The 21,355-nt window shown below is 50.8% G+C and carries 23 protein-coding genes; 22 read left to right on the top strand and 1 reads right to left on the bottom strand.

Features of this window, described 5'->3' with window-relative positions:
* Nucleotides 1-4 precede the first annotated feature (4 nt).
* From FGS84_RS23135 to FGS84_RS23050, 18 genes are all read left to right on the top strand, one after another.
* Nucleotides 5-604 (top strand): DUF6470 family protein, encoded by a 600-nt coding sequence (locus FGS84_RS23135; protein WP_138310682.1) that lies wholly within the window; start codon nt 5-7, stop codon nt 602-604.
* A 44-nt stretch (nt 605-648) separates the two neighbouring features.
* Nucleotides 649-1,095 carry a flagellar assembly protein FliW gene (locus FGS84_RS23130; protein ID WP_138310681.1) on the top strand — a complete coding sequence of 149 codons (447 nt, stop codon included), beginning with the start codon at nt 649-651 and terminating at the stop codon, nt 1,093-1,095.
* Nucleotides 1,089-1,367: a carbon storage regulator CsrA gene (gene csrA, locus FGS84_RS23125; RefSeq protein ID WP_138310680.1), complete on the top strand. Its 279-nt coding sequence runs from the start codon at nt 1,089-1,091 to the stop codon at nt 1,365-1,367. Before FGS84_RS23130 ends, csrA begins: the two co-directional genes overlap by 7 nt.
* Nucleotides 1,354-1,830: a hypothetical protein gene (locus tag FGS84_RS23120; RefSeq protein ID WP_138310679.1), complete on the top strand. Its 477-nt coding sequence runs from the start codon at nt 1,354-1,356 to the stop codon at nt 1,828-1,830. Before csrA ends, FGS84_RS23120 begins: the two co-directional genes overlap by 14 nt.
* 11 nt (nt 1,831-1,841) lie before the next feature.
* Nucleotides 1,842-4,736, top strand: a complete 2,895-nt coding sequence (gene fliD / locus FGS84_RS23115) for a flagellar filament capping protein FliD (RefSeq protein WP_138310678.1) — start codon at nt 1,842-1,844, stop codon at nt 4,734-4,736.
* A gap of 16 nt (nt 4,737-4,752) precedes the next feature.
* The gene (gene fliS / locus FGS84_RS23110; RefSeq protein ID WP_138310677.1) at nt 4,753-5,133 is read left to right on the top strand and encodes a flagellar export chaperone FliS; all 381 of its coding nucleotides are present in this window, start codon (nt 4,753-4,755) and stop codon (nt 5,131-5,133) included.
* 21 nt (nt 5,134-5,154) lie between these two features.
* Nucleotides 5,155-5,511, top strand: coding sequence for a flagellar basal body rod protein FlgB (flgB, locus tag FGS84_RS23105; RefSeq protein ID WP_138310676.1), 357 nt, complete (start codon nt 5,155-5,157; stop codon nt 5,509-5,511).
* A gap of 11 nt (nt 5,512-5,522) precedes the next feature.
* Nucleotides 5,523-5,957: a flagellar basal body rod protein FlgC gene (flgC, locus tag FGS84_RS23100; RefSeq protein ID WP_138310675.1), complete on the top strand. Its 435-nt coding sequence runs from the start codon at nt 5,523-5,525 to the stop codon at nt 5,955-5,957.
* Complete coding sequence (locus FGS84_RS23095) at nt 5,958-6,809, top strand: flagellar motor protein MotB (protein ID WP_138310674.1); 852 nt, start codon at nt 5,958-5,960, stop codon at nt 6,807-6,809.
* Entirely contained in the window at nt 6,802-7,692 is an 891-nt protein-coding gene (locus FGS84_RS23090; RefSeq protein WP_138310673.1) for a FliM/FliN family flagellar motor switch protein, read from the top strand. The genes FGS84_RS23095 and FGS84_RS23090 overlap by 8 nt, the downstream gene beginning before the upstream one ends.
* A 15-nt stretch (nt 7,693-7,707) precedes the next feature.
* Nucleotides 7,708-8,649 (top strand): FliM/FliN family flagellar motor switch protein, encoded by a 942-nt coding sequence (locus FGS84_RS23085; RefSeq protein ID WP_138310672.1) that lies wholly within the window; start codon nt 7,708-7,710, stop codon nt 8,647-8,649.
* A 1-nt stretch (nt 8,650) separates the two neighbouring features.
* Nucleotides 8,651-9,028 carry a flagellar biosynthetic protein FliO gene (gene fliO / locus FGS84_RS23080; protein WP_138310671.1) on the top strand — a complete coding sequence of 126 codons (378 nt, stop codon included), beginning with the start codon at nt 8,651-8,653 and terminating at the stop codon, nt 9,026-9,028.
* The gene (gene fliP / locus FGS84_RS23075; RefSeq protein ID WP_138310670.1) at nt 9,021-9,797 is read left to right on the top strand and encodes a flagellar type III secretion system pore protein FliP; all 777 of its coding nucleotides are present in this window, start codon (nt 9,021-9,023) and stop codon (nt 9,795-9,797) included. Before fliO ends, fliP begins: the two co-directional genes overlap by 8 nt.
* Nucleotides 9,798-9,841: 44 nt before the next feature.
* A complete protein-coding gene (gene fliQ, locus FGS84_RS23070) occupies nt 9,842-10,105 on the top strand; it encodes a flagellar biosynthesis protein FliQ (protein WP_002566250.1) in 264 nt (87 codons plus the stop codon).
* A gap of 15 nt (nt 10,106-10,120) precedes the next feature.
* A complete protein-coding gene (locus FGS84_RS23065; RefSeq protein ID WP_138310669.1) occupies nt 10,121-10,900 on the top strand; it encodes a flagellar biosynthetic protein FliR in 780 nt (259 codons plus the stop codon).
* Nucleotides 10,901-10,971: 71 nt separating this feature from the next.
* The gene (gene flhB, locus FGS84_RS23060) at nt 10,972-12,033 is read left to right on the top strand and encodes a flagellar biosynthesis protein FlhB (protein WP_138310668.1); all 1,062 of its coding nucleotides are present in this window, start codon (nt 10,972-10,974) and stop codon (nt 12,031-12,033) included.
* A 45-nt stretch (nt 12,034-12,078) separates the two neighbouring features.
* Nucleotides 12,079-12,765 (top strand): cell division ATP-binding protein FtsE, encoded by a 687-nt coding sequence (gene ftsE / locus FGS84_RS23055; RefSeq protein ID WP_347563880.1) that lies wholly within the window; start codon nt 12,079-12,081, stop codon nt 12,763-12,765.
* The gene (locus tag FGS84_RS23050; protein WP_138310666.1) at nt 12,755-13,687 is read left to right on the top strand and encodes a permease-like cell division protein FtsX; all 933 of its coding nucleotides are present in this window, start codon (nt 12,755-12,757) and stop codon (nt 13,685-13,687) included. Before ftsE ends, FGS84_RS23050 begins: the two co-directional genes overlap by 11 nt.
* Before the next feature lie 180 nt (nt 13,688-13,867).
* Here FGS84_RS23050 and FGS84_RS23045 read toward each other — a convergent pair whose 3' ends face one another.
* The gene (locus tag FGS84_RS23045; RefSeq protein WP_138310665.1) at nt 13,868-15,769 is read right to left on the bottom strand and encodes a DUF885 domain-containing protein; all 1,902 of its coding nucleotides are present in this window, start codon (nt 15,767-15,769) and stop codon (nt 13,868-13,870) included.
* 212 nt (nt 15,770-15,981) lie between these two features.
* Here FGS84_RS23045 and metG point away from each other — a divergent pair, with 212 nt between their 5' ends.
* From metG to FGS84_RS23025, 4 genes are all read left to right on the top strand, one after another.
* On the top strand, nt 15,982-18,042 hold the full coding sequence (gene metG / locus FGS84_RS23040) for a methionine--tRNA ligase (protein ID WP_279232849.1): 2,061 nt from the start codon (nt 15,982-15,984) through the stop codon (nt 18,040-18,042).
* Nucleotides 18,043-18,198: 156 nt separating this feature from the next.
* Nucleotides 18,199-19,542: a glycosyltransferase family 4 protein gene (locus FGS84_RS23035; RefSeq protein WP_138310663.1), complete on the top strand. Its 1,344-nt coding sequence runs from the start codon at nt 18,199-18,201 to the stop codon at nt 19,540-19,542.
* Between the two features lie 156 nt (nt 19,543-19,698).
* Nucleotides 19,699-20,472 carry a TraX family protein gene (locus tag FGS84_RS23030; RefSeq protein ID WP_138310662.1) on the top strand — a complete coding sequence of 258 codons (774 nt, stop codon included), beginning with the start codon at nt 19,699-19,701 and terminating at the stop codon, nt 20,470-20,472.
* 4 nt (nt 20,473-20,476) lie between these two features.
* Nucleotides 20,477-21,241 (top strand): TatD family hydrolase, encoded by a 765-nt coding sequence (locus FGS84_RS23025; protein ID WP_138310661.1) that lies wholly within the window; start codon nt 20,477-20,479, stop codon nt 21,239-21,241.
* Nucleotides 21,242-21,355: the final 114 nt, after the last annotated feature.

Genomic DNA, 21,355 nt, shown 5'->3' with positions numbered 1-21,355 from the left:
GAAGATGAATGTCCTAAAAATTACGTCTACCCCCATTAAGTTGTCCATGACGTCCCAGCGGGCCAGGCTTGAGAGCAGGCTGCCGGACCCGGAGGTGGGAATCATCCAGAATCCTGGTAAGCTGAATATGAAGTCCGAGCATATCAAGGTAGATATTGATACGTCCCGTTCCAGGGACAGCCTGGGATTCAAGACAGCCAGAGGACTAATGAGGGATGCTGCCAGCGCCGGCCTTAAAGCTGCATCGGATGCCACTGCCCAGTATTCCAGGGTGGGCAACCAGATGATGCAGATTCAGGATGGGGCGACGGTTTCCGGCATCATAAAGAACCAGATGATGGCTCAGGCCAACATCACCACTGGAATTGCGTTTATTCCATCGGTGGGTCCGGATATTTCATGGGAGCCTGCTGATTTATCCGTTGACTTTACCCCTGCCCAGGTTGAGTTTGAACCTCAGGTACAGGAGCCGTCTGCCAGGTATGTGCCGGGTGAGCTCAGCGTAAATGTGGAGCAGTATCCCAAGGTGGAGATAGAGTATATGGGTGAACCCATGTATGTACCGCCCAGCGCCAATCCGGCCGTCAATGAAGGGGCGCAGTAGCCAGGCAGGATGATTGGCATCAGGGATGAGATAGGGGGATTTACTTGAAGATAGAGACGCGGGATTTCGGAATCCTTGAAATAGAAGAAAGAAATATTATAACATTTAAACAGCCTATATTCGGGTTTGAAGAATATACGCAGTTTGTACTTGTAAATGATTCCAACATGGGAAATGGAATCTGCTGGCTGCAGTCCATTGAGCAGAAGAATATATGCTTTATTATGCTGAATCCTCTGGAGGTAAAACGCGATTATGCCCCGGTGGTGATGCAGGATATCCTAATCCTTCTGCAGGCAGTGCCTGAGGATGATTTGGACTGCTGGGTTCTCATGGTCATTGGAGAGACATTCCGCAATTCCACGGTAAACCTGAAAAGTCCCATCATCATTAACCATAAGACGAATCTGGCTGTCCAGGTAATACTGGACCAGGATTATCCTATACGGCAGTCCATATTCAGCCAGGGAGAGAGGGACGGCCTATGCTGATTTTATCCAGGAAAAAGGGCGAATCAATTAAAATTGGCGATGATATTGAGATATTTGTGGCGGAGATTAAAGGCGACAAGGTGCGTCTGGGCATTTCAGCTCCCGGCGATATGAAGATATGCCGCACTGAGCTGTATCTTACCATGGAGAATAACAAGGAGGCATCTGATAAGGTGGACCTGCTTAAGGTATTCCAGCTCTCCAGAAATCTGAAAGCTCTTGCCCAGGAGACTGGGGCGGACATAAAGGAGGAGAAACATGGAAGTGCTTGAGCAGATGCGGATGCTGCTCAGGGAAAAGGCCATTCTGTTCGGACAGTATGAGCAGGAAACCCTGAGGCTGGATACGGATGCCCTGGATGCTGTGGATGATATTGTTGATGCGGTGAAGGCGCGGCAGTCCCTCATAGGTAAAATAGACGGACTGGACCAGAGAATGGCTGCCATCAGGGATGCATCGGATTACGGCGCATACTGCTACAGCATTGGACGGAACCAGTGCGATTACGCCGGACTTACCGGGACGGAGCAGGGAGTGTTCAGGGACGGGCAGGAGGTATTTGCCATCATGACCAGAATCCGGGAACTGGAGGCCAGAATCCCAATGAAAATGACAGTGATTCAGGAACAGCTCCAGGAAAAGATAAGGAAGAATAATGTAAGCGGTAAATTTACCGGTTACCTGAAACAGATGGGTCAGGGGAGCAAAGGGGTGCTCTATGATAAACGGAGATAGGGGGACAAACAATGTCATCAATCAATACGGTCAGCGGTAACGGCAACAAGAATTATGTATCAGGTCTTGCCTCCGGCATGGATACGGAAAGTATTGTCCAGAGTCTTCTGATGGGTACCCAGACTAAAATTGATAAACAGTCAGGATTAAAGCAGCAGCTTGAATGGAAACAGGATATCTACAGGGACCTGATAACGAAAATCAATACCTTCAGCGATAAATATTTTTCTTATTACGGTTCGGGCCAGACCAATCTTATGAGCCAGAGCCTGTTTAAGACCATGACCGGTATCAGCAGCTCCGGCGCCGTTAAGATAAGCTCCGTCTCGTCCAATGCGGTCAGCTCCATGAATATCAGTGAGATTTCACAGCTGGCAAAGGCCTGCACGGTCAAATCGTCAGGGACCGTGACAGGGGAGCCCAAAGGACAGGAAGCAAATCTGTCGGCATTGGCAGAGGGCGAGAACTCCTTTTCCATTACTTTGGACGGCGTAAACAGGATTATAACATTTACAAAAGGGGCAACAGAGCAGGATACTCTTGATAATATAAACCAGGCATTATACCGGAATTTCGGAACATCGGTGGGAATGGACCTGGTGGCCGGAACGGACGCAGACGGCACCAGCATAAATGTTATGAAGCTGGTGAAGCTGGACGGAAACGGGAATGCCACAAGTAATGCAATTGATTCCTCCAGAAGGGTTATCATAGAGACGGCGGGCAGCAGCAATGACACGATTGCAAACCTGGGATTTTCCGGCGGGTTTTCCAACAAGCTGGATTACGGTACATCCTTAAAAAATATGAATTTTGCCACCCCTCTTGAGGGAAACCGGTATGAATTCCAGATTAACGGCGTGACCATAAAAGGACTGACCGGGGATTCCACGCTCAGCGATGTAATCAGCGCCATCAACAGCAGCGATGCAGGGGTACGGGTATCCTATTCTTCAGCGGCTGACAAGTTTATTATGGAATCATCTTCAACCGGAGAGATATCCAATATAACCATGTCCCAGACCTATGGGAATCTGCTGACCACCATGTTTGGCGTGGAGGCAACAGGTGTCCAGTCGTCTCTGTTTTCGCAGGAGATTACCAGCGGAACTTCCGTGGATTTTGATGCTATAGTAAATAATCTCAACAGCGGAAGGGACCAGTCCCTTACGTTCCAGGTGGACGGAGCAGATTTCACTGTAAAACTGGAAGGAAAAAACGGCGTTGGAAATTATAAGAATGCACAGGCTGTCATTGACGCGGTTAATTCCAAGCTTTCCAGAGAATTTGGCGGCGGTAAGGTGAACTTTTCTCTGAAGGAAGACCCTGACAATGCAGGAATGAATTACGTGACAGTGCAGTCTTCCGAACACGCGGTTTCGTTTACATCCGATAATGTAACGAACGGCGGAGCAGATGTGTTTGGGTTTGCCGGAGGAGAGACGAATGTCCTTGGCAAGGATACCACTTGGGATGCCGCGGGTATGGCTGGAAAAATAAAGGTCAATGGGACTGAGGTTTCTATAACTGGCAGTACTACATTGGAAACGGTGGCGAACCGGCTGCAGGCGGCCATTGGGGGAAATGCTAAGGTAGAGTATAAGGATGGCCGGTTTAATATAACGGGGCTGACCGGGAATGTGAAAATTGAGGGAGTGGAAGGTGATATAACCGACCCGGATGGCAATATAATAAAAAAGAATCCGGTAGAAATAATGTTCGGAAAGAAATCAATTCAGAGTGTTCCCAACATTAAAACAGTAACATCCAATGTAGTAAATGATACTGGTATTTTAAAAGGCAAATTAAAGTTAACTCTGGAAGATGGAACTTCACAGGAGATTAATGTAAACAATTTAAGTATTCCTAAAAACTTTGCGGATTTAGCAGCAGAGATTCAGAACAAAGCCGGGGCTGGTGTAACAGTAAGCTATACATCGGATGGTAAAATACAGATACAAGGCACATCAAAGGGATTTACCATGGAAGGAACGGATACAAACGGAAAAGCCCTCATGAACAGTCTGTTTGGGCAGGATGGAATTACATTTTCGTCGCAAATGACCGCCGACGTAACCGCCGGCCAGAACGCCGTACTGACCGTAGACGGCACTGTCATTGAACGGAATACAAATACCTTTGAGCTGGATGGAATTACCATGGAATTAACCTCGGAGTATCATGATACTGGTGCTCCAATAAGCTTGACTACGTCCCGTGATACTGATAAAATAGTAGACAGTTTGAAGAGTTTTGTAGAAGATTACAACACACTTGTGGAAGAACTGAATGCACATCTGAAAGAGACTGCAAACTACAAAAAATATGCGCCTCTCACAGACGACCAGAAGAAGGAAATGAGCGACAAGGAGATTGAACTCTGGGAAGAAAAATCCAAGGAGGGACTTCTTCACAATGACGCCAACATCACCAGCTTTCTGGGCGATATGAGAATGGTTCTTTACAGCAGTGTGGAGGGCGCGGGGCTGTCACTTTATGATATCGGTATCGAGACATCCGATAACTGGAGGGACAACGGTAAGCTGGTCATTGATGAGGATGTTCTTAAATCCATGGTTGCCACCAATGCGGATGCCATATGCACGCTGTTTACGGACAGGGACCAGGGGCTGGGAGTCGGCATGCAGAATGCCCTTAAGGAGGCTGCCAATGTCAGCAGCGGAAGCCCCGGAACCATGGTGCGCTACGCAGGCACAAAGGACGTACTTACCACCAGCAATACCCTCTATGAGGAGATGAAGCACATTTCAGAGACACTTTCCAACCTGAATACCAAGTATCAGCTGGAAAAGACCCGGTACTGGAATCAGTTTAATGCCATGGAGCAGGCTATATCGAATATGAACAGCCAGAGTTCCTGGCTTACCCAGCAGTTCTCATCATGATGAAGGAGTAATCACTATGCAGAATCCATATGCAAAATATAAGCAGCAGTCCATAATGACCATGACCCAGGGAGATATGATTAACCTTTTGTTCGATGAGACAATCAACTGTCTGAACAAGGGCCTTCTGGGACTGGAGACAGGGGACTATGAAGCGACCAATACCCATTTTAAGAAGGCTCAGGCCATTATCAGTCATCTGGCATCCACGCTGGACCAGCAGTATCCGGTTTCCAAGGGACTGTCTTCTCTCTATGAGTATTTTAATTACCAGATTATTCAGGCCAATGTGAGGAAGAGTCCGGACACGGTACAGGAGATTCTCCCCATGATAACGGAACTGAAGGAAGCATTTGCCCAGGCAGACAAGCAGGTACGCATAGGCCATACGGGCTGATGAGAGATAAGGAGGCAAAACATGCCGTTATTTGATGACAGGGCCTTGGGAGCCCTGGAGAGAGGGATGGATGGCATGTGGCTGAAGCAGCAGATTGCCAGCCACAACATTGCCAATGTGGAAACACCTGGATATAAGGCCAAGAAAGTGGAGTTCAGGGATGTATTCCGCGAGACTGCCCAGGGGACAGAGCGGATTGCAAAGCCCGTGGTGGAGGAAGACGGAACCACCCAGGCCAGGCCGGACGGCAATAATGTCCAGGTGGAAAAGGAAGAACTGGAGCTGTGGAAGGCCTATACACAGTATGCAGCCCTCACGGGGCGCGTGTCAGGCAGGCTGTCCACCCTGCGGTATGTCATTAACAACACAGGCAAATAAAGGAGACAGATATGGGGTATTTGGATTCTCTTAATATAACAGGTTCCGCGCTGACAGCAGAGCGGTTCCGTACGGATATCATCATGCAGAACCTGGCAAACCAGAACACCACCAGGACAGCTGAGGGCGGTCCCTACAGGAGAAAGCAGGTAGTGTTCAGGGAGAATGCCCTGAGCTTTAAGAATGAGCTGGGCAAAGCCATGACTAAGGCGGAGAATGGCGGCGTATTTGTGGAGGAAGTGGTGGAGAGCCAGAATCCTCCGGTACCGGTCTATGACCCGGACCATCCGGATGCCGATGAGGATGGATATGTGATGATGCCCAATGTAAACAGTGCAGAGGAGATGGTGGACCTGATGGCCGCCACCCGCGCCTATGAGGCAAACGTCACGGCCCTTAATGTTGCAAAAAGCATGGCTTTAAAAGCACTGGAGATTGGTAAATAAATGAAAAGGCAGAAGGATGAAGAAGGAGGCCAGGAGTGGTTAAATACCTACGCGGATATGATAACCCTTGTCCTGACCTTTTTCGTATTATTATACAGCATATCAAATGTAAACCTGACCAAGCTGGAGGAGGTTGCATCTGCCATGCAGAGGCAGCTGGGAATCGAGGCAAAGACTAAAATTGAGGATGTGCCCTCGGATTTGAAATATCCGGTTGTAGGGGAAGGCGCAGAAGCGCCGGAAGATGCGGCGGTGCCGTCGCAGCAGTACCAGACATCGCAGCAATACCAGGCATCAGCCAGGGAAATGGCTGACATGGCCAGGGATATACAGACTTATTTTGACTCCGAGAATCTGGACGCGGTTGTCAGCAACAGTGAGAACGCAGTGTACATCCGTTTTAAGAATGATTTGTTATTTGCACCTGACAATGCGTATCTGACAGACGCCAGCAAATCCATGCTGGATGCAGTCGGAATTATGCTTAAGGAAAAGCAGGACAATATCCTTGCTATCTACATAAACGGACACACGGCCCAGGCCGCAAACTCCCTGATTAACGACAGGCTTCTGTCTTCAGAGAGGGCGGATAATGTGGCCATTTATCTGGAGGAACAGGTGGGAATCAATCCCAGGAAGCTGATTTGCCGAGGCTATGGAAAATATTATCCCATTGCGGATAATACAACCAGGGAAGGCCGTGAGCAGAACCGGCGGGTGGATATGATTATTCTTGGAAATGGATATAAGCCGCCGGATACGGCCGAAGGAATGGAGACAATGGACCCCCTGTTCCCGGTGACCATGCCCGGGGATGAGACTATGATGCAGGAAGGAACAGCCAGTGATTAAGAGCTACGATTTTAAATCACCAAAGAAATTTACAAAGGAACGCATGAGCACGGTGGAAAATCTGTACGACAGCTTTGCCCGTGCCCTTGCGCCGTATCTCACAGGTCTTCTCCAGTCTTTCTGTGAGATTAATATCAACAGTATTGTGGAGAAGCGTTACCAGGAATTCAGCAGCTCTGTGCAGGACCATTCCCTTTTCGGAATGATTACCATGAGTCCGGCAAATAAGGATTACAATGAGGCGCCTCTGACCATGGAAGTGGATACCAGGCTGGCGTTTTTTATGATTGAGAGGCTTTTAGGCGGAGTTGGGTCGGAGTATGATTTGTCAAGGGATTTTACGGACATTGAAAAGGCCATTTTACAGTACGTCCTGCAGAAAATCACCGAATTTATAGGGGAAGCCTGGGGACAGTACCTGGACATTGAGGCGTCCCTGACCGGGCTTCAGACCAATCCCCACCTGCTTCAGATGAGCGCCCAGGAGGATGTGGTCATCCAGGTGGAGCTGGAGGTGGTGATTGAGAAGCTGAGGGCCAGACTCAATATGGTGATGCCTGCTCCTAATGTGGAGGAGCTCACTTCCAAGTTCGGCTATTCCTTTGCGGTCAGTCATAAGAAACTGGATGAGGACAAACAGAAATCCAAACGGAGCTATATTGAACAGCACCTGCTGGAATCCGAGGTGGAGCTGAGGGCCATCCTTCATGAATTTACCCTGGATGCCCAGGACATACTGCAGCTCGCTCCGGGGGATGTGATTCCCCTTAATAAAAAGGTTGACAGTGCCGTGTCCCTGTATGTGGAGGATGTGGCCTGTTTTGAGGCCAGGGCGGGCCAGACAAAGATGCGCAAGGCCGTGGAAATCAGCAGTGAATTGTAGCCGGGAGGAAAAGGCATGTTATCAATGGACAAAGAAGCCATCAAGGAACTGACGGAGATGGAGGCGGTTCCTATATGCAATATACTGGGCTCCCTTCTGGGCAGAAGTGTGAAGATGTCGGTGTCCAATGTGGAGGAAACGGACACAGGCGCCCTGGCGGAGAGCCTGCCTCATTTTAATGTGGTCATAGAGAGCCGGAAGGCGGTCAGGGGAATGTCTGCGGACCAGCTGTACATATTTGCAAAGGAAGATATGATAAGGCTTACCAACTATATCATGGGGGTACCGGTGGATACCCTGAGCCCGTTGGATGAGATTGCCCTGAGCACCTTAAGGGAGGTTGCCTCCCAATGTGTGGGCGCGGCCATGGATGAGCTCAACGATTTCCTGGGCAGGGATATGCGGGATTCCATAACCAGGATATCGGCCTTTGACAATACGGAGAGGATTCAGGATATTATCCGCAGCTGGAGGGCCGAGGATTCCGTACTTTTAATGGGCCTCCACTATGTCATTGACGGTGTTGTGGAATCAGATGCATATATCATTGCCGACCAGGCGCTGAAACAGGTCATGGGGATACCGGATATGGCCGATATGCCTGAACAGGAGACGGGAATACAGATGGCGGAGCATAAGGAGGCCATTGCTGTCCAGGAGGTGTCGTTTCCGGAGTTTAAGTACACGCCCATTGAATATTCCAAAGAACAGATAGGGGAAGACAAAAAGAAGCTGCTGGATATCACGCTGGATGTATCAGTACGGCTTGGCAGCACGGTGTGCAGTGTAAAGGACGTGCTTTCCCTTAAGGAGGGACAGGTGCTGGTGCTGGATAAGCAGGCTGGCTCCCCGGCTGATGTGGTTGTCAATGGCGAGCTGATTGGCAGAGGCGATGTGCTGGTGACCGGGGAGCATTTCGGGGCGCGTATCACCGAGGTCATGGGCAAGAGGGAATAATATGGCATTTTTAAAAATACTGTTTTACCTTGTTGTCCTTATTGCGGTGCTGGTACTGGCCTATTACACCACCAGGATGCTGGGCCGGGGAATGGGACGGGCCCAGAGGACCGGGGGAATGGAGATTCTGGACCAGATGGCCCTGGGCCGTGATGCCTATCTGCTGGTGGTAAAGGTGCAGGAGCGGATTTTCCTGATGGGGATAACCCCTGGCGGGATATCCAAAATAGAAGAGCTGGAGTCCTATGATAAGAAGGGGGCAGCGGAAACACCGCCTGATTTTATTTCCCTTCTGTCATCCCAGATGAAGGGGCATTTCCAGGAAAAGGGACAGAAGGACAGGCAGGAGAAAAAGGCAGGAGAAAAGAATCATGAGTAAGATACTGCGAAAGACAGGGAGAATCATAGGAGCAGGGGCGCTGGTCTGTATGTGGGCGCCGGGCGCTGTCACATCTTATGCAACGGATGTATCCCTGACCCTGCAGGGAGCTTCCGGCACAGGCAAACCCATGGATATGCTGGACATCATGTTCCTATTCCTGTTCCTGGCTGTGGTCCCGTCCCTGATTATCATGATGACAAGCTTTACCAGGATTGTGATTGTGCTGTCTTTTCTGCGCAATGCTCTGGGCACACAGCAGTCGCCGCCCAACCAAATCCTGGTAGGGCTTGCCTTGTTTCTGACCCTGTTTATCATGAGCCCTGTTATTGCCTCTGTGAATACCCAGGCCTACCAGCCATACCGGGAAGGCCGGATTACAAGGGAGGAGGCCTTTGAGCGGGCCCAGGAGCCCATGAAGGAATTCATGCTGAAACAGACTGAGAAAAAGAGTCTGGACCTTTTCCTGTCCATATCCAAAACCCAGCCGCCGGATGTATCCCAGGGACAGGAGGGATATATGAAGCTGGGTCTTACCACCATTGTGCCTTCCTTTATCCTCAGTGAGCTGAACAAGGCATTTACCATGGGATTCCTTATATTTATTCCCTTTCTGATTATCGACCTGGTTGTGTCCAGCACACTGATGTCCATGGGAATGGTTATGCTGCCGCCTACCATGATTGCACTTCCCTTTAAAATTATGATGTTTGTGCTGGTGGATGGGTGGAGCCTGGTGATTAAGACCCTGGTCCAGAGCTTCCGGTGACAGTCTGGGATGACACTCTGATTACATTCTGAGGAGGAAAAGATATGAGCGCTGAACAGGTAATGGAAATCATGAAGGAGGCCATGCTGGTTGCATTTGAAATCGCAGGCCCCCTTCTCATTATAAGCATAGCGGTGGGGCTTCTGGTGGCCATATTCCAGGCAGCCACCCAGATTCATGAGCAGACTCTTACGTTCGTACCCAAGCTGATTGTCATTGCCCTGGTGCTGTTAGCCCTAGGGTCCTGGATGAGCAAGGTCATGAATGAGTTTGTGGTGGAGCTGTTTGCCATTATGGCAGCTCTTTGATGAGAGTGGTGTGGTATGGACAGCGGTATATTTGAGTATTTTGACATTTTTCTTTTGGTCTTTGCGAGAATGGGGGGACTGGTTTTTATCAATCCCGTGTTTTCACGCAAAGGCGTTCCGCCCATGGTGCGGACCGGCCTGGTGCTGGCCCTCAGCCTTCTTATTGCGCCCGGAGTCAGAAACGGGGCAGGTCATGTCATGGCCTTTAACACCTTTGATATGGTGGAGGCCCTGATAAGGGAAGTGATACTGGGGCTGGTGATTGGCTGTGTGTTTCACATGTTTTTTTATATGCTCTATGTGGCAGGAGACTTTCTGGACACGGTGTTCGGACTGGCCATGGGAAAGGTCATGGACCCGGCAGGCGGAGTCCAGACTGCTATTCTGGGCCAGTTTGTCAACGTGTTTTTTTATCTTTATTTTTTTGCGTCTGGCTGCCATCTGACCATGGTGCGGCTCTTTGCCTACAGCTACCAGGTGGTGCCGGTGGGAGCAGGGGCTATAATGGGAGGACGTATTCTGTGGTATATCATAACCCTGTTTGGTTCCGTATTCCTCATGGTGATAAAGCTGGTTCTTCCCTTTGTGGCGGCGGAGTTCATCCTGGAGATGACCATGGGGGTGCTTATGAAGCTGATTCCCCAGATTCATGTGTTTGTCATCAACATACAGTGCAAGATTCTGCTGGGAATTCTGCTGATGATGCTGTTTGCCTATCCCATGGGCGCATTTATGGACCGCTATATAGAGGCCATGATGACAGAGGCGCAGAAGCTGCTGCTGATGTTCGGGTGACGGGATGCCGCAGATGCCGGGCGCTGCAGATAACCGGATGTTTAATATACAGGGAGAGGAAGTGGTGACAGGTGGCTGCTGAGGAAAAGACCGAGAAAGCCACGCCAAAGCGGCGGCAGGACGAACGCAAAAAGGGAAATGTGTTCCAGAGCAGCGATGTGGCCGCTGTGTGCTCGCTGCTGGTCCTGTTCCATTCCCTAAAGGCCCTGGCGCCTATGATGTATGAGAGCTTTGGGGAGTGTATACACTTGTTTTTTTCATATGCCTCATCGCCGGATGTGTTCTGGCAGGAAGGGGGGAAGGGACTGTTCATGAAGGCCGTGCTGGTGTTCTTTAAGGCGTCCCTGCCCCTGCTTTTTATCGGCGTTCTGGTGGCGGTCATAGTCACCTTTTTCCAGACCAGGATGGCATTTTCGTGGGATGTGCTAAAATTCAAGTTTGACAGAATCAGCCCCCTGAAGGGATTTAAGCGTATGTTTTCCCTGAGGTCTGTCATTGAACTGTTAAAGTCCCTTATTAAGATTACGGTGCTGGGATGGGTGGTATGGTTCTTTTTAAAGGGCAGGCTGGCGGAGCTGACGGGACTGATGGAGGGAACAGTTGCATCCGCCCTCATTTATGTGGGGAATACAGTGGTTTCCCTGGTGGACACAGTGGGAATTGCCTTTGTATTTCTGGGAGCCGTGGACTATCTCTATCAATGGTGGGAGTATGAGAAGAACCTGCGCATGAGCAAACAGGAGATAAAGGAAGAGTACAAACAGACGGAAGGCGACCCGCAGATTAAAGGGAAAATACGTGAGAAGCAGCGCCAGATGGCGTCCAGGCGTATGATGCAGAATGTTCCCAATGCAGATGTGGTAATCCGTAACCCAACCCACTACGCTGTGGCCCTGGGGTATGATTCCGGGAAAAACAGGGCGCCGGTTGTGCTGGCCAAGGGCGCGGACCATCTGGCCCTTAAGATAGTGGAGGTGGCGGAGGCCAGCGGTGTGTATATCATGGAGGACAGGCCTCTGGCCAGAGGATTGTATGATACGGTGGACGTAGATATGGAGATTCCAGAGGAATATTATCAGACCGTGGCCAAGATACTTGCCTTTGTTTATAAGCTTCAGAATAAGGATATGTGATTGTGGATAAATTTCCCGGAAAAGAGGTTTGCAGTGGACAACAGTATGATTTTCTTTGACAGGGTTACTAAAATATACGGAAACGGGCAAAAGGCCCTGGATAATGTGAGCCTGAAGGTTGACAGGGGGGAGCTGGTGTTTCTGGAGGGAGACAGCGGCGCGGGAAAGACCACGCTGCTGGAGCTTATTTTAAAGGAAACAGAGCCTGCCCAGGGGAATATCCGGGTCAATGGGATTGAGCTGGCAGGCCTCAGGGAGCGCCAGATTTACCAGTACCGGCGCTATATCGGTATGGTATTCCAGGATTTCCGGCTTTTCTCTGATTTTACGGTATATGAAAACGTGGCATTTGCCCAGCGGGTCGTGGAGGCGGAATACAAAACCATGAAGCGCAGGGTTATGGAGGTATTGAACCAGGTGGGGCTTGCGTCAAAGGCAGGGTATTATCCGGACCAGCTCTCAGGAGGGGAAAAACAGCGCACAGCCATTGCCAGGGCAATTGTGAACCGTCCGGTGCTGCTTCTGGCGGATGAGCCTACGGGCAATCTGGACCAGAAGAATGCAGAGGACGTCATGCGTCTGCTGGAGCGGATTAACAGTCAGGGGACCACGGTACTGGTGGTTTCACACAATCAGGAGCTGGTGAGGAGCATGCACAGAAGGCAGGTGGTGCTGCGCCGGGGACAGGTGGTGAGGGACCTTGCAAGGGAGGGAATGGCATATGGGCATTAGGACATTGCTTTACCTGTTCCGCCTGGGGTTTAAAAACCTGTGGCATCACAGAGTGTATACGGCTGCGTCTGTCATTACCATGTCGGCCTGTATTTTTCTGTTCGGCCTTTTTTATCTGGCGGCGGCCAATGTGGACAGTATGGTAAAGAGGACGGAGCAGGAAGTCTATGTGGCTGTATTCTTTGATGAGGGTATCCTGCCGGAACGGGTGGAGGAGATTGGAAATCTGATTCAGAGCCGTCCGGAGGTGCTGCGGACCGTGTATGTGTCGGCGGACGAGGCCTGGAGCGGATTTAAAGAGAAGTATTACGAAAATGCAGAGGCATTGGACGGAATTTTTGAGGAGGATAATCCTCTGGCCGCCAGTGGAAATTATCAGGTGTATATAGACCGGATTGGCAGCCAGGAGGGGTTTGTGGAGTATGCCGAGGGCCTTGAAGGCGTGAGGAAAACCACCCATTCGGCGGATACGGTTATGGCGCTTTTAAGGCTGCGCCAGGGCGCGGCCCGTCTGATTACCGGAAGCGCAGTGCTTTTAGTCCTGATATCAGTGCTGCTGATTCATAATACCCTGTCCGTGGGCATTGAGGCCCAGAAGGAGAAAACAAGGGTTATGCGGCTTATGGGAGCGCGGGAAGGCTTTGTGAAGATTCCTTTTATGGCGGAGGCCGTTGTCATGGGGGCGGCAGGGGTGGTCATTCCGCTGATTCTTCTGTTCTGGCTGTACCGATGGGGCCTTGCCTTTGCGGTGGCCGACCTGGACGGCATGGGAAGTCTGGGCGGGCTGGAAGGCGGGCTTCTCACTGAAGCCCAGGTATTTCCGGGGCTTGTACGGGCATCTGTGCTGCTGGGGATTTTTACAGGAGTGGCGGGAGGTCTGTCTGTTATGGGGAAATTGAAACGGAAAAGGAAAGAGCGTTAATGGTTCCGGATAAAGGGGCTGGGAAGGCGGACGGGGATAACCGGTTATGGATGTCTGCGGCTTAACTGAATGGGGATTTTAATATAATAAAGCAGGATTTCTCCCGTTGGGGAAGCAAATCCTGCTTTATGATACGTATATGGTTCAGGCCATGCATGGATGGCGTAAGACTGTTTTATTTTATCCGTCTGTCCGCTGGTTACTGCCTGGATTCTGGCTTTCAACCGCCTTCTGTCCGGCCTCATTCTGCCGGGTCAGCCACTCTGCAAAATAGGGTTTGATGACGCTGAAGGGAGCGGGTCCGATATCCAGGAGGAAACGGTTGAATTCCATGTTGGTATAGCGGCTTCCAAGGGTTTTTTTGGCTTCCCGCTGCATTCCCAGGATTTCCAGGTAGCCCACATAATATTCCAGGTAGTTGGCAGGATTCTCCGCAATGTCATAATAAATAGTGGTGATGACGGAAGAATCGCTGATGCGGAAGTAGTGGTTCAAATAATCCTCCACCTGCTTGATGTCCCAGCCTTCATAGTGTATGTTCACATCCAGGATGGCATACAGGGCAAGGGTAAAGGCTGCATTGTGCTGGAGCAGTTCTCCAAGGTCCGGGTCCAGGCCGTTGTTCAGGCTGTAGGAATAGTATTCCACATAGGTGGCCCAGCCTTCGGAATAGCTGCTGAAGCTCAGGAGCTTTCGCAGGTTGCAGCTGTTATGTTTGTTGAAATAGAGGGTCTGGTACATATGGCCGGGATAGCCCTCATGGGCCAGGGTGGAATACAGGTTCCTGGCTGTGTTGGTGCTCCCGTTGTTGATGTAGATGGAATTGTCCTGAGGACGGTCAATGGGTACGGTCAGGTAGAAGGCCGGGCTCAGGGTGGCTTCCAGGGCAGCCGGAACATTTTTTATGCTGCAGGTATAATCCTCAATGGCCGGGAAATCCTTTGCACACTGTTTTCTCAAATCCTCCAGAATCTGGTTTGGGTCGGTGAGGGAAAAGGAATAGGAGTACAGTTTTTTTCCCAGGGTGGGATTTTCGGTCAGCAGCTCATCCATAGCGGTCAGGTCATCCATCATCTGGCTGCTCATGGCCTTTTTCAGGGCAGGAATATCCTGATAGGATGTTCCTGTATATGCATTGACCAGGTACTGGTAATATTTCTGGCCCTGAGGGAAGTAATACAGTCCCTTGTCATTGGTTCCGGTTCCTTTTAAGGGAGTCAGTCCCTCAATCAGCTTCTGGTATGCAGGTACGAAATGTTCGTCAATGGCAGTATGGTTCCTGGCAATGAAATCATCCTTTTCCTGCTTTGTCAGACCTTCCACCTGCTCCAGGCGTTCCGCAAAGGTTTCTGCCATGAAGCTGTGGTCTGCATCCAGCAGATATGCATTGCAGGATTTGAGGATGCGGTCAATGACCGTGTCGCACAGTCCCAGGCCGGCAGCGGTCTTTTCCTTTTCAAAGGCAATGATGCTGTCATAGTAGGTGTCTATGGAGGATAAAAGGGACAGGTAATCCTCTACGTCCTGCTTGCTGTAGAATACATACTCGGACAGCAGTATGGGAAGCTGTGCCTGTATGCCCAGGGATGAGGAAAGAGGCTGGTCATAGAGCTCCAGACCTTCACTGGTCAGCATGGTGTTTAAATAGGACGACAGGATATTGTATGTGAGCAGCTGGTCTTCACGGAGCAGCCGGCTGTCAATGTCATTTAGTTGTACTTTCAGGGATTTGGCATCATTCAGAGCCTGTTTACTGTCCTCCAGGGATACGGTCCCCAGGGTTTTATCGTAGTCAGTGATGCCGTAGGCGGCCGGATTGGCCAGGGTGTAGTGAAGCGTGATAAGCGAATTGTCAACTTCATCCAGGAACAGGTCCGTGGTCAGCTGGTCAAAGGACGTCTGGGCATCAAGGGTTTTCTTTTCATACTGTTCATAGGACTGTGTGCTTTCCCGGGCAGCGGATTCCTTTGCCGGCGGAGCGGAAGCCTGAGGGCGTGCGGGCGCCGTGCATCCGGCTGTCAGGCTTATGACCAGGAGCAGGGATAAAAGGTATTGTAAAAATATGGTTTTTCGTTGTCTCATTCTAAACAAATCCTCCATTGGGGTGTCTGTTCTGTTTTGTATTACGACATTATATAGTATATGAGCGGAAATTACAACTTATGAGCAGTGAAAAAACTGCCGGGCCTTTCCAAAGAGGGAAAAAACAGGGGGCACGTCTTGACGAACATGGGGGAAACGCTTATACTTAAAACTATTAAAATAAGCGGATTGGGCGCTGTGACAGCCAGAGCATGATACAGGCAGGCTCTGTCCCGGCCCTTTGTTTCCGCTCAGAAAAAGAGGGATTTAATCATATGTGTCAGGATTGTAAAAAACCATATTATATTACCACGGCCATTGCCTATGCTTCCGGCAAGCCGCATATCGGCAATACCTATGAAATCATTCTGGCTGACAGCATAGCCAGATATAAGAGGGAGCAGGGACTTGACGTGTTCTTCCAGACAGGCACGGACGAGCATGGCCAGAAGATTGAGGAAAAGGCCCAGGCAGCGGGCGTGACTCCGAAGGAGTTTGTGGACAAGGCTGCTGCTGAGATAAAGCGGATTTGGGATTTGATGAACACTTCCTATGACAAGTTCATCCGTACCACGGACCAGGACCATGAGGCCCAGGTGCAGAAGATTTTCAAGAAGCTTTACGACCAGGGCGATATCTATAAGGGATACTACGAGGGGCTGTACTGCACTCCCTGTGAATCCTTTTTCACTGAGTCCCAGCTGGTGGACGGCAAGTGTCCTGACTGCGGGCGCGAGGTAAAGCCTGCCAAGGAGGAGGCATATTTCTTCCGCATGAGCAAGTACGCTCCCAAGCTGATTGAGTATATCAATGAGCATCCCGAGTTCATCCAGCCTGTGTCCAGGAAGAATGAGATGATGAATAACTTCCTGCTTCCGGGCCTTCAGGATTTGTGTGTGTCCAGGACCACCTTCAGCTGGGGCATACCGGTTGATTTTGATTCAAAGCATGTTACCTATGTATGGCTGGATGCGCTGACTAACTATATCACGGGTATTGGATATGATTGTGACGGCAATAGCACAGACCAGTTTAAGCGGTTCTGGCCCGCAGACCTGCACCTGATTGGAAAGGATATCATCCGTTTCCATACCATTTACTGGCCCATCTTCCTGATGGCTCTGGGCGTGCCCCTTCCCAAGCAGGTATTTGGCCATCCATGGCTTCTGCAGGGCGACGGCAAAATGAGCAAGTCCAAGGGCAATGTGCTCTATGCAGATACGCTGGTGGACTTTTTCGGCGTGGATGCCGTGCGTTATTTTGTGCTTCATGAGATGCCCTTTGACAATGACGGCGTTATTTCCTGGGAGCTGATGGTGGAGCGCATGAACTCTGACCTGGCTAATATACTGGGCAACCTGGTGAACCGGACCATTTCCATGAGCAACAAGTATTTTGACGGCGTGGTCAGCGACAAGGGTGTTTCCCAGGAGGTGGACGAGGACCTTAAGAAGGTAGTGCTGGAGGAAGTGAAGAAAGCGGATGCCAAGATGGAGCAGCTGCGCGTGGCGGATGCCATGACGGAAATCTTCAACATTTTCAGAAGATGCAACAAGTATATCGATGAGACCACACCCTGGACACTGGCTAAGGATGAGGAACAGAAGGACAGGCTTTCCACCGTACTTTACAATCTGACTGAGGCCATTGCCATTGGGGCTTCCCTGCTGTATTCCTTCATGCCTGAGACATCTGAGAAGATTCTGGCGCAGATTCGTACAGGCAAGCGCGGTTTGTCCCAGATGGATACCTTTGGACTGTACCCAAGCGGACAGAAGGTGACGGATAAGCCGGAGATTCTCTTCGCACGTATGGATATCAAGGAAGTGCTGGAGAAGGTAGAGGCCATGCATGCGGCAGAGGCTGCGGCAGACACAAACCAGGCTGGCGGCGGGGACGGAGCATCCGGGCAGGCAGAGGACAGCGGCATTGACCTGGAGGCCAAGCCGGAGATTACCTATGATGATTTTGCAAAGCTTCAGTTCCAGGTGGGAGAAATCATCAAGTGCGAGGCAGTTCCCAAGTCCAAGAAGCTTCTCTGTTCCCAGGTAAAGATTGGAAGCCAGGTGCGCCAGATTTTGAGCGGCATAAAGGCTTACTACTCTCCTGAGGAGATGGTGGGCAAGAAGGTTATGGTGGTGACCAACTTAAAGCCGGCCAAGCTGGCAGGCATGGTGTCTGAGGGCATGATTCTCTGCGCAGAGGATGCAGAGGGCAATCTGGCGCTTATGACACCGGAGAAGAGTATGCCGGCAGGAGCAGAAATCTGCTGACAAAATGTTAATAAGAATAGGATATATACCGGGCAGGAGTGATTGAATGCATATGCGTTTCATGGCTGCCCGGACGGCAGGAGCGGGCGGTGATGACCTGCTCCTGTTTTAGATAATGTGTTTTATTACATGTTTTCAGGAGAAACGGAGGGGATTATGAGGATACTGAGCATAACGGCCCAGAAACCCCATAGCACGGGGAGCGGTGTTTATCTCACCGGTCTGGTAAAAGGGTTTGCTGCACTGGGGCATGAGCAGGCAGTGGTGGCAGGCGTCTATAAGGAGGATGAGATGCATTTTCCTGAGGGGACCCAGGTCTATCCTGTGTATTACAGGACAGAAAGCCTGCCCTTTCCCATAGCGGGAATGTCGGATGAGATGCCCTATGAGAGCACCGTATACAGCCGGATGACAGGCGATATGGTGGATGCGTTTAAACAGGCGTTTTTGGAAAAGACCAGGGAGGCGGTGGAGGGCTTCCGGCCGGACCTGATTCTGTGCCACCATCTGTATCTGCTTACAGCCGTGGTGCGGGAGGCATTCCCCCAGTATAAAACAGCAGCCATATGCCATGGCACGGGCCTGCGCCAGGTAAAGAAAAACGGCCTGGAACGGGACTATATCCTGGCCCGCATAAAGGAGCTGGACAAGGTGTTCTGCCTCCACAGGGAGCAGAAGGAGGAAATCAGCCGGGTATACGGTGTGCCGGAGGAACGGCTGGAGGTGATTGGAAGCGGCTTTGATGATTCTGTTTTCCGGTATATGCCGGTTAAAAAGGCGGATGGGGTCAGGCGGCTGATATACGCAGGCAAGCTGTCCGAAAAAAAGGGGGTTATGAGCCTGCTGCGCAGCCTGACGTATCTGGCGGAGTGCCAGGGAGAGGGCATAGAGCGGCAGGAGCAGGATAGGCAGGGGCAGGATAGGCAGGGGCAGGTGCCGCCTGCGCAACAGGCTCCGGCGTCCATGAAGCTTGAGGTATGGCTGGCCGGCGGATACGGAAATCTGCCGGAATACGAAGCCATTGAGAAGCTGGCAGAGCAGTCGCCTTATCCGGTAAAATTTCTTGGAAGGCTGGAACAGTCCCGGCTGGCGGAACAGATGAACCAGGCAGATGTTTTTGTACTCCCGTCCTTTTATGAGGGTCTTCCCCTTGTGGTGATAGAGGCCCTGGCCTGCGGCTTAAAGGTGGTCTGCACGGATTTGCCGGGGGTCAGGCCCTGGCTGGAGGAAAATATCGGAACATGTCCCGTGGAATTTGTGTCCCTTCCCGCCATTGTAAATGCGGATGAACCGGTTGAACAGGAGCTTCCCGGATTTGAACAGCGTCTGGCAGAGGCCATAGGCCGGAGTTTGGATATGACCGGCATGGCTCAGGAAACAGCCAGCGCAAAATGTGGGGCAGCTGCCATTCCGGCAGATACGGCCTCTCTTCCGGATTTAAGCCGCATATCCTGGGCAGGCATAAGCAAAAAAATATTGGAATCCTGTAATTGTATGTAAAAGCACTGAAATCTGGGTGAAAATGGGAGGGGTATACCCTGTATCATGGGAAAATCGACCTAAAGTGGGAGAAACTTGCAATTTTCGCCATTTTGGAGTATGATGAAAGGAAATTAAAACATGAGGGGGCTTATATGGCCCTAAAGAGGGTACGATATGGGGAGAAAACGCAGCCGCGGTCCATACGCCGGCCGCCGGCAGGGGCTTACGGGAAACCAGCTGAAGATTCTGGGAATTGTGGCAATTCTTATTGATAATATCGGTGCTGTGGTGATTCAGGGAGGGATTCTCCATGGAACGGACAGCGCTCTTTATCATGCGGTGGTGCTGACGCCTTCCGGTCATTACTGGCTGATTGCGGGACAGGTCTGCCGCTATGTGGGCAGACTGGGCTTTCCCATTCTGGCCTATCTCACAGCGGAGGAATTCGTGCGCACCAGGGACCGCCGGCAGTACGCTCTCAGAATGCTGCTGTTTGCCCTGTTATCCGAGGTGCCCTTTGATTTGGCTGTATACCATACCCCATTCTATCCCCATTATCAGAATATGATGTTTACCCTGTTTGCAGGCATTCTGGTTATGGCTGTTATGGAGTACACCCACAGCCTGGGGCTGCGGGCAGCTGCCCTGGCAGCAGGATGCGCTCTGTCATGGGTGCTGCAGTTTGATTATAATGTGGTGGGAGTGCTGTTCATAGCCGCCATGTACTGCTTCCGCCGCAATGATACGGCCCAGCTGGTTGCCGGAGTGGGAATCTGTGCAGTGGAGAGCATCAGCTGCTATTGTGTGTCGGCCTTGTCCTTTGTGCCCATTGTCCTGTACAATGGAAGGCGGGGGGCGTTTCAGCTTAAATATATGTTCTGCGTGTTTTATCCGGTACATTTTCTGGTGCTGTATGGGGTGAGCATGTGGATAGCAAAAGGAGTATAAAATCATGATATTTGATACCCATGCCCATTATGACGATGAGGCATTTGATGAGGACCGGACAGAGCTTCTGGGACGTCTGCAGGAAGCCGGAATCGGTGCGGTCATGAATGTGGCAGCCAGCCTGGAGAGCTGCCGGAGTACCATAAAACTGGCCGAAGCCCATGACTGGATATACGGATCCGTGGGAGTCCATCCCAGTGAGACAGGGGAGATGGACCAGGAGGGACTTCAGTGGATTAAGGAACAGTGTGACCGCCCGGTGATAAAGGCCGTGGGTGAGATTGGCCTGGATTATTACTGGGAGGAGCCGGCCCATGACATACAGAAAAAGTGGTTTGAGGCACAGATGGATTTGGCCAGGCAGGTAAAGCTTCCCATAATCATCCACAGCAGGGATGCTGCAAAGGATACCCTGGATATGATGAAGGCGTCCGGGGCCGGGGATATAGGAGGCGTTGTCCATTGTTTTTCCTACACCAGGGAAATGGCCAGGGAATACCTGAACATGGGATTCTTCCTTGGAATCGGAGGTGTCCTTACCTTCAGCAATGCCAGGAAACTGAAAGAGGTGGTGGAGTATATACCTCTGGAATCCATTGTTCTGGAGACAGACTGTCCCTATCTTGCTCCGGTCCCCTACCGGGGAAAAAGGAATTCTTCCCTGAATCTTCCCTATGTGGTGGAAGCTGTCAGCCAGCTAAAGGGAGTGGACCCGGAAACCGTCATGAAGGTCACCTGGGAAAATGGAAAAAAGCTTTACCGGCTGTAGAATGCCGGGTTATGGGAAACAGAGTTGAGTAATAGACAAAAGGCGCTGTGATGTACGATGGTTCTTTCTGGACTTTGGGTATTACAAGAAAAAGTAGATACGAGAGTATCTACT

The sequence above is a fragment of the Clostridium sp. 1001271st1 H5 genome, from assembly GCF_005845215.1.
Classification (GTDB): Bacteria; Bacillota; Clostridia; order Lachnospirales; family Lachnospiraceae; genus Enterocloster.
The sequence above is the reverse complement of the archived record's forward strand: the minus strand, read 5'-3'. Positions and strand labels throughout refer to the sequence as shown.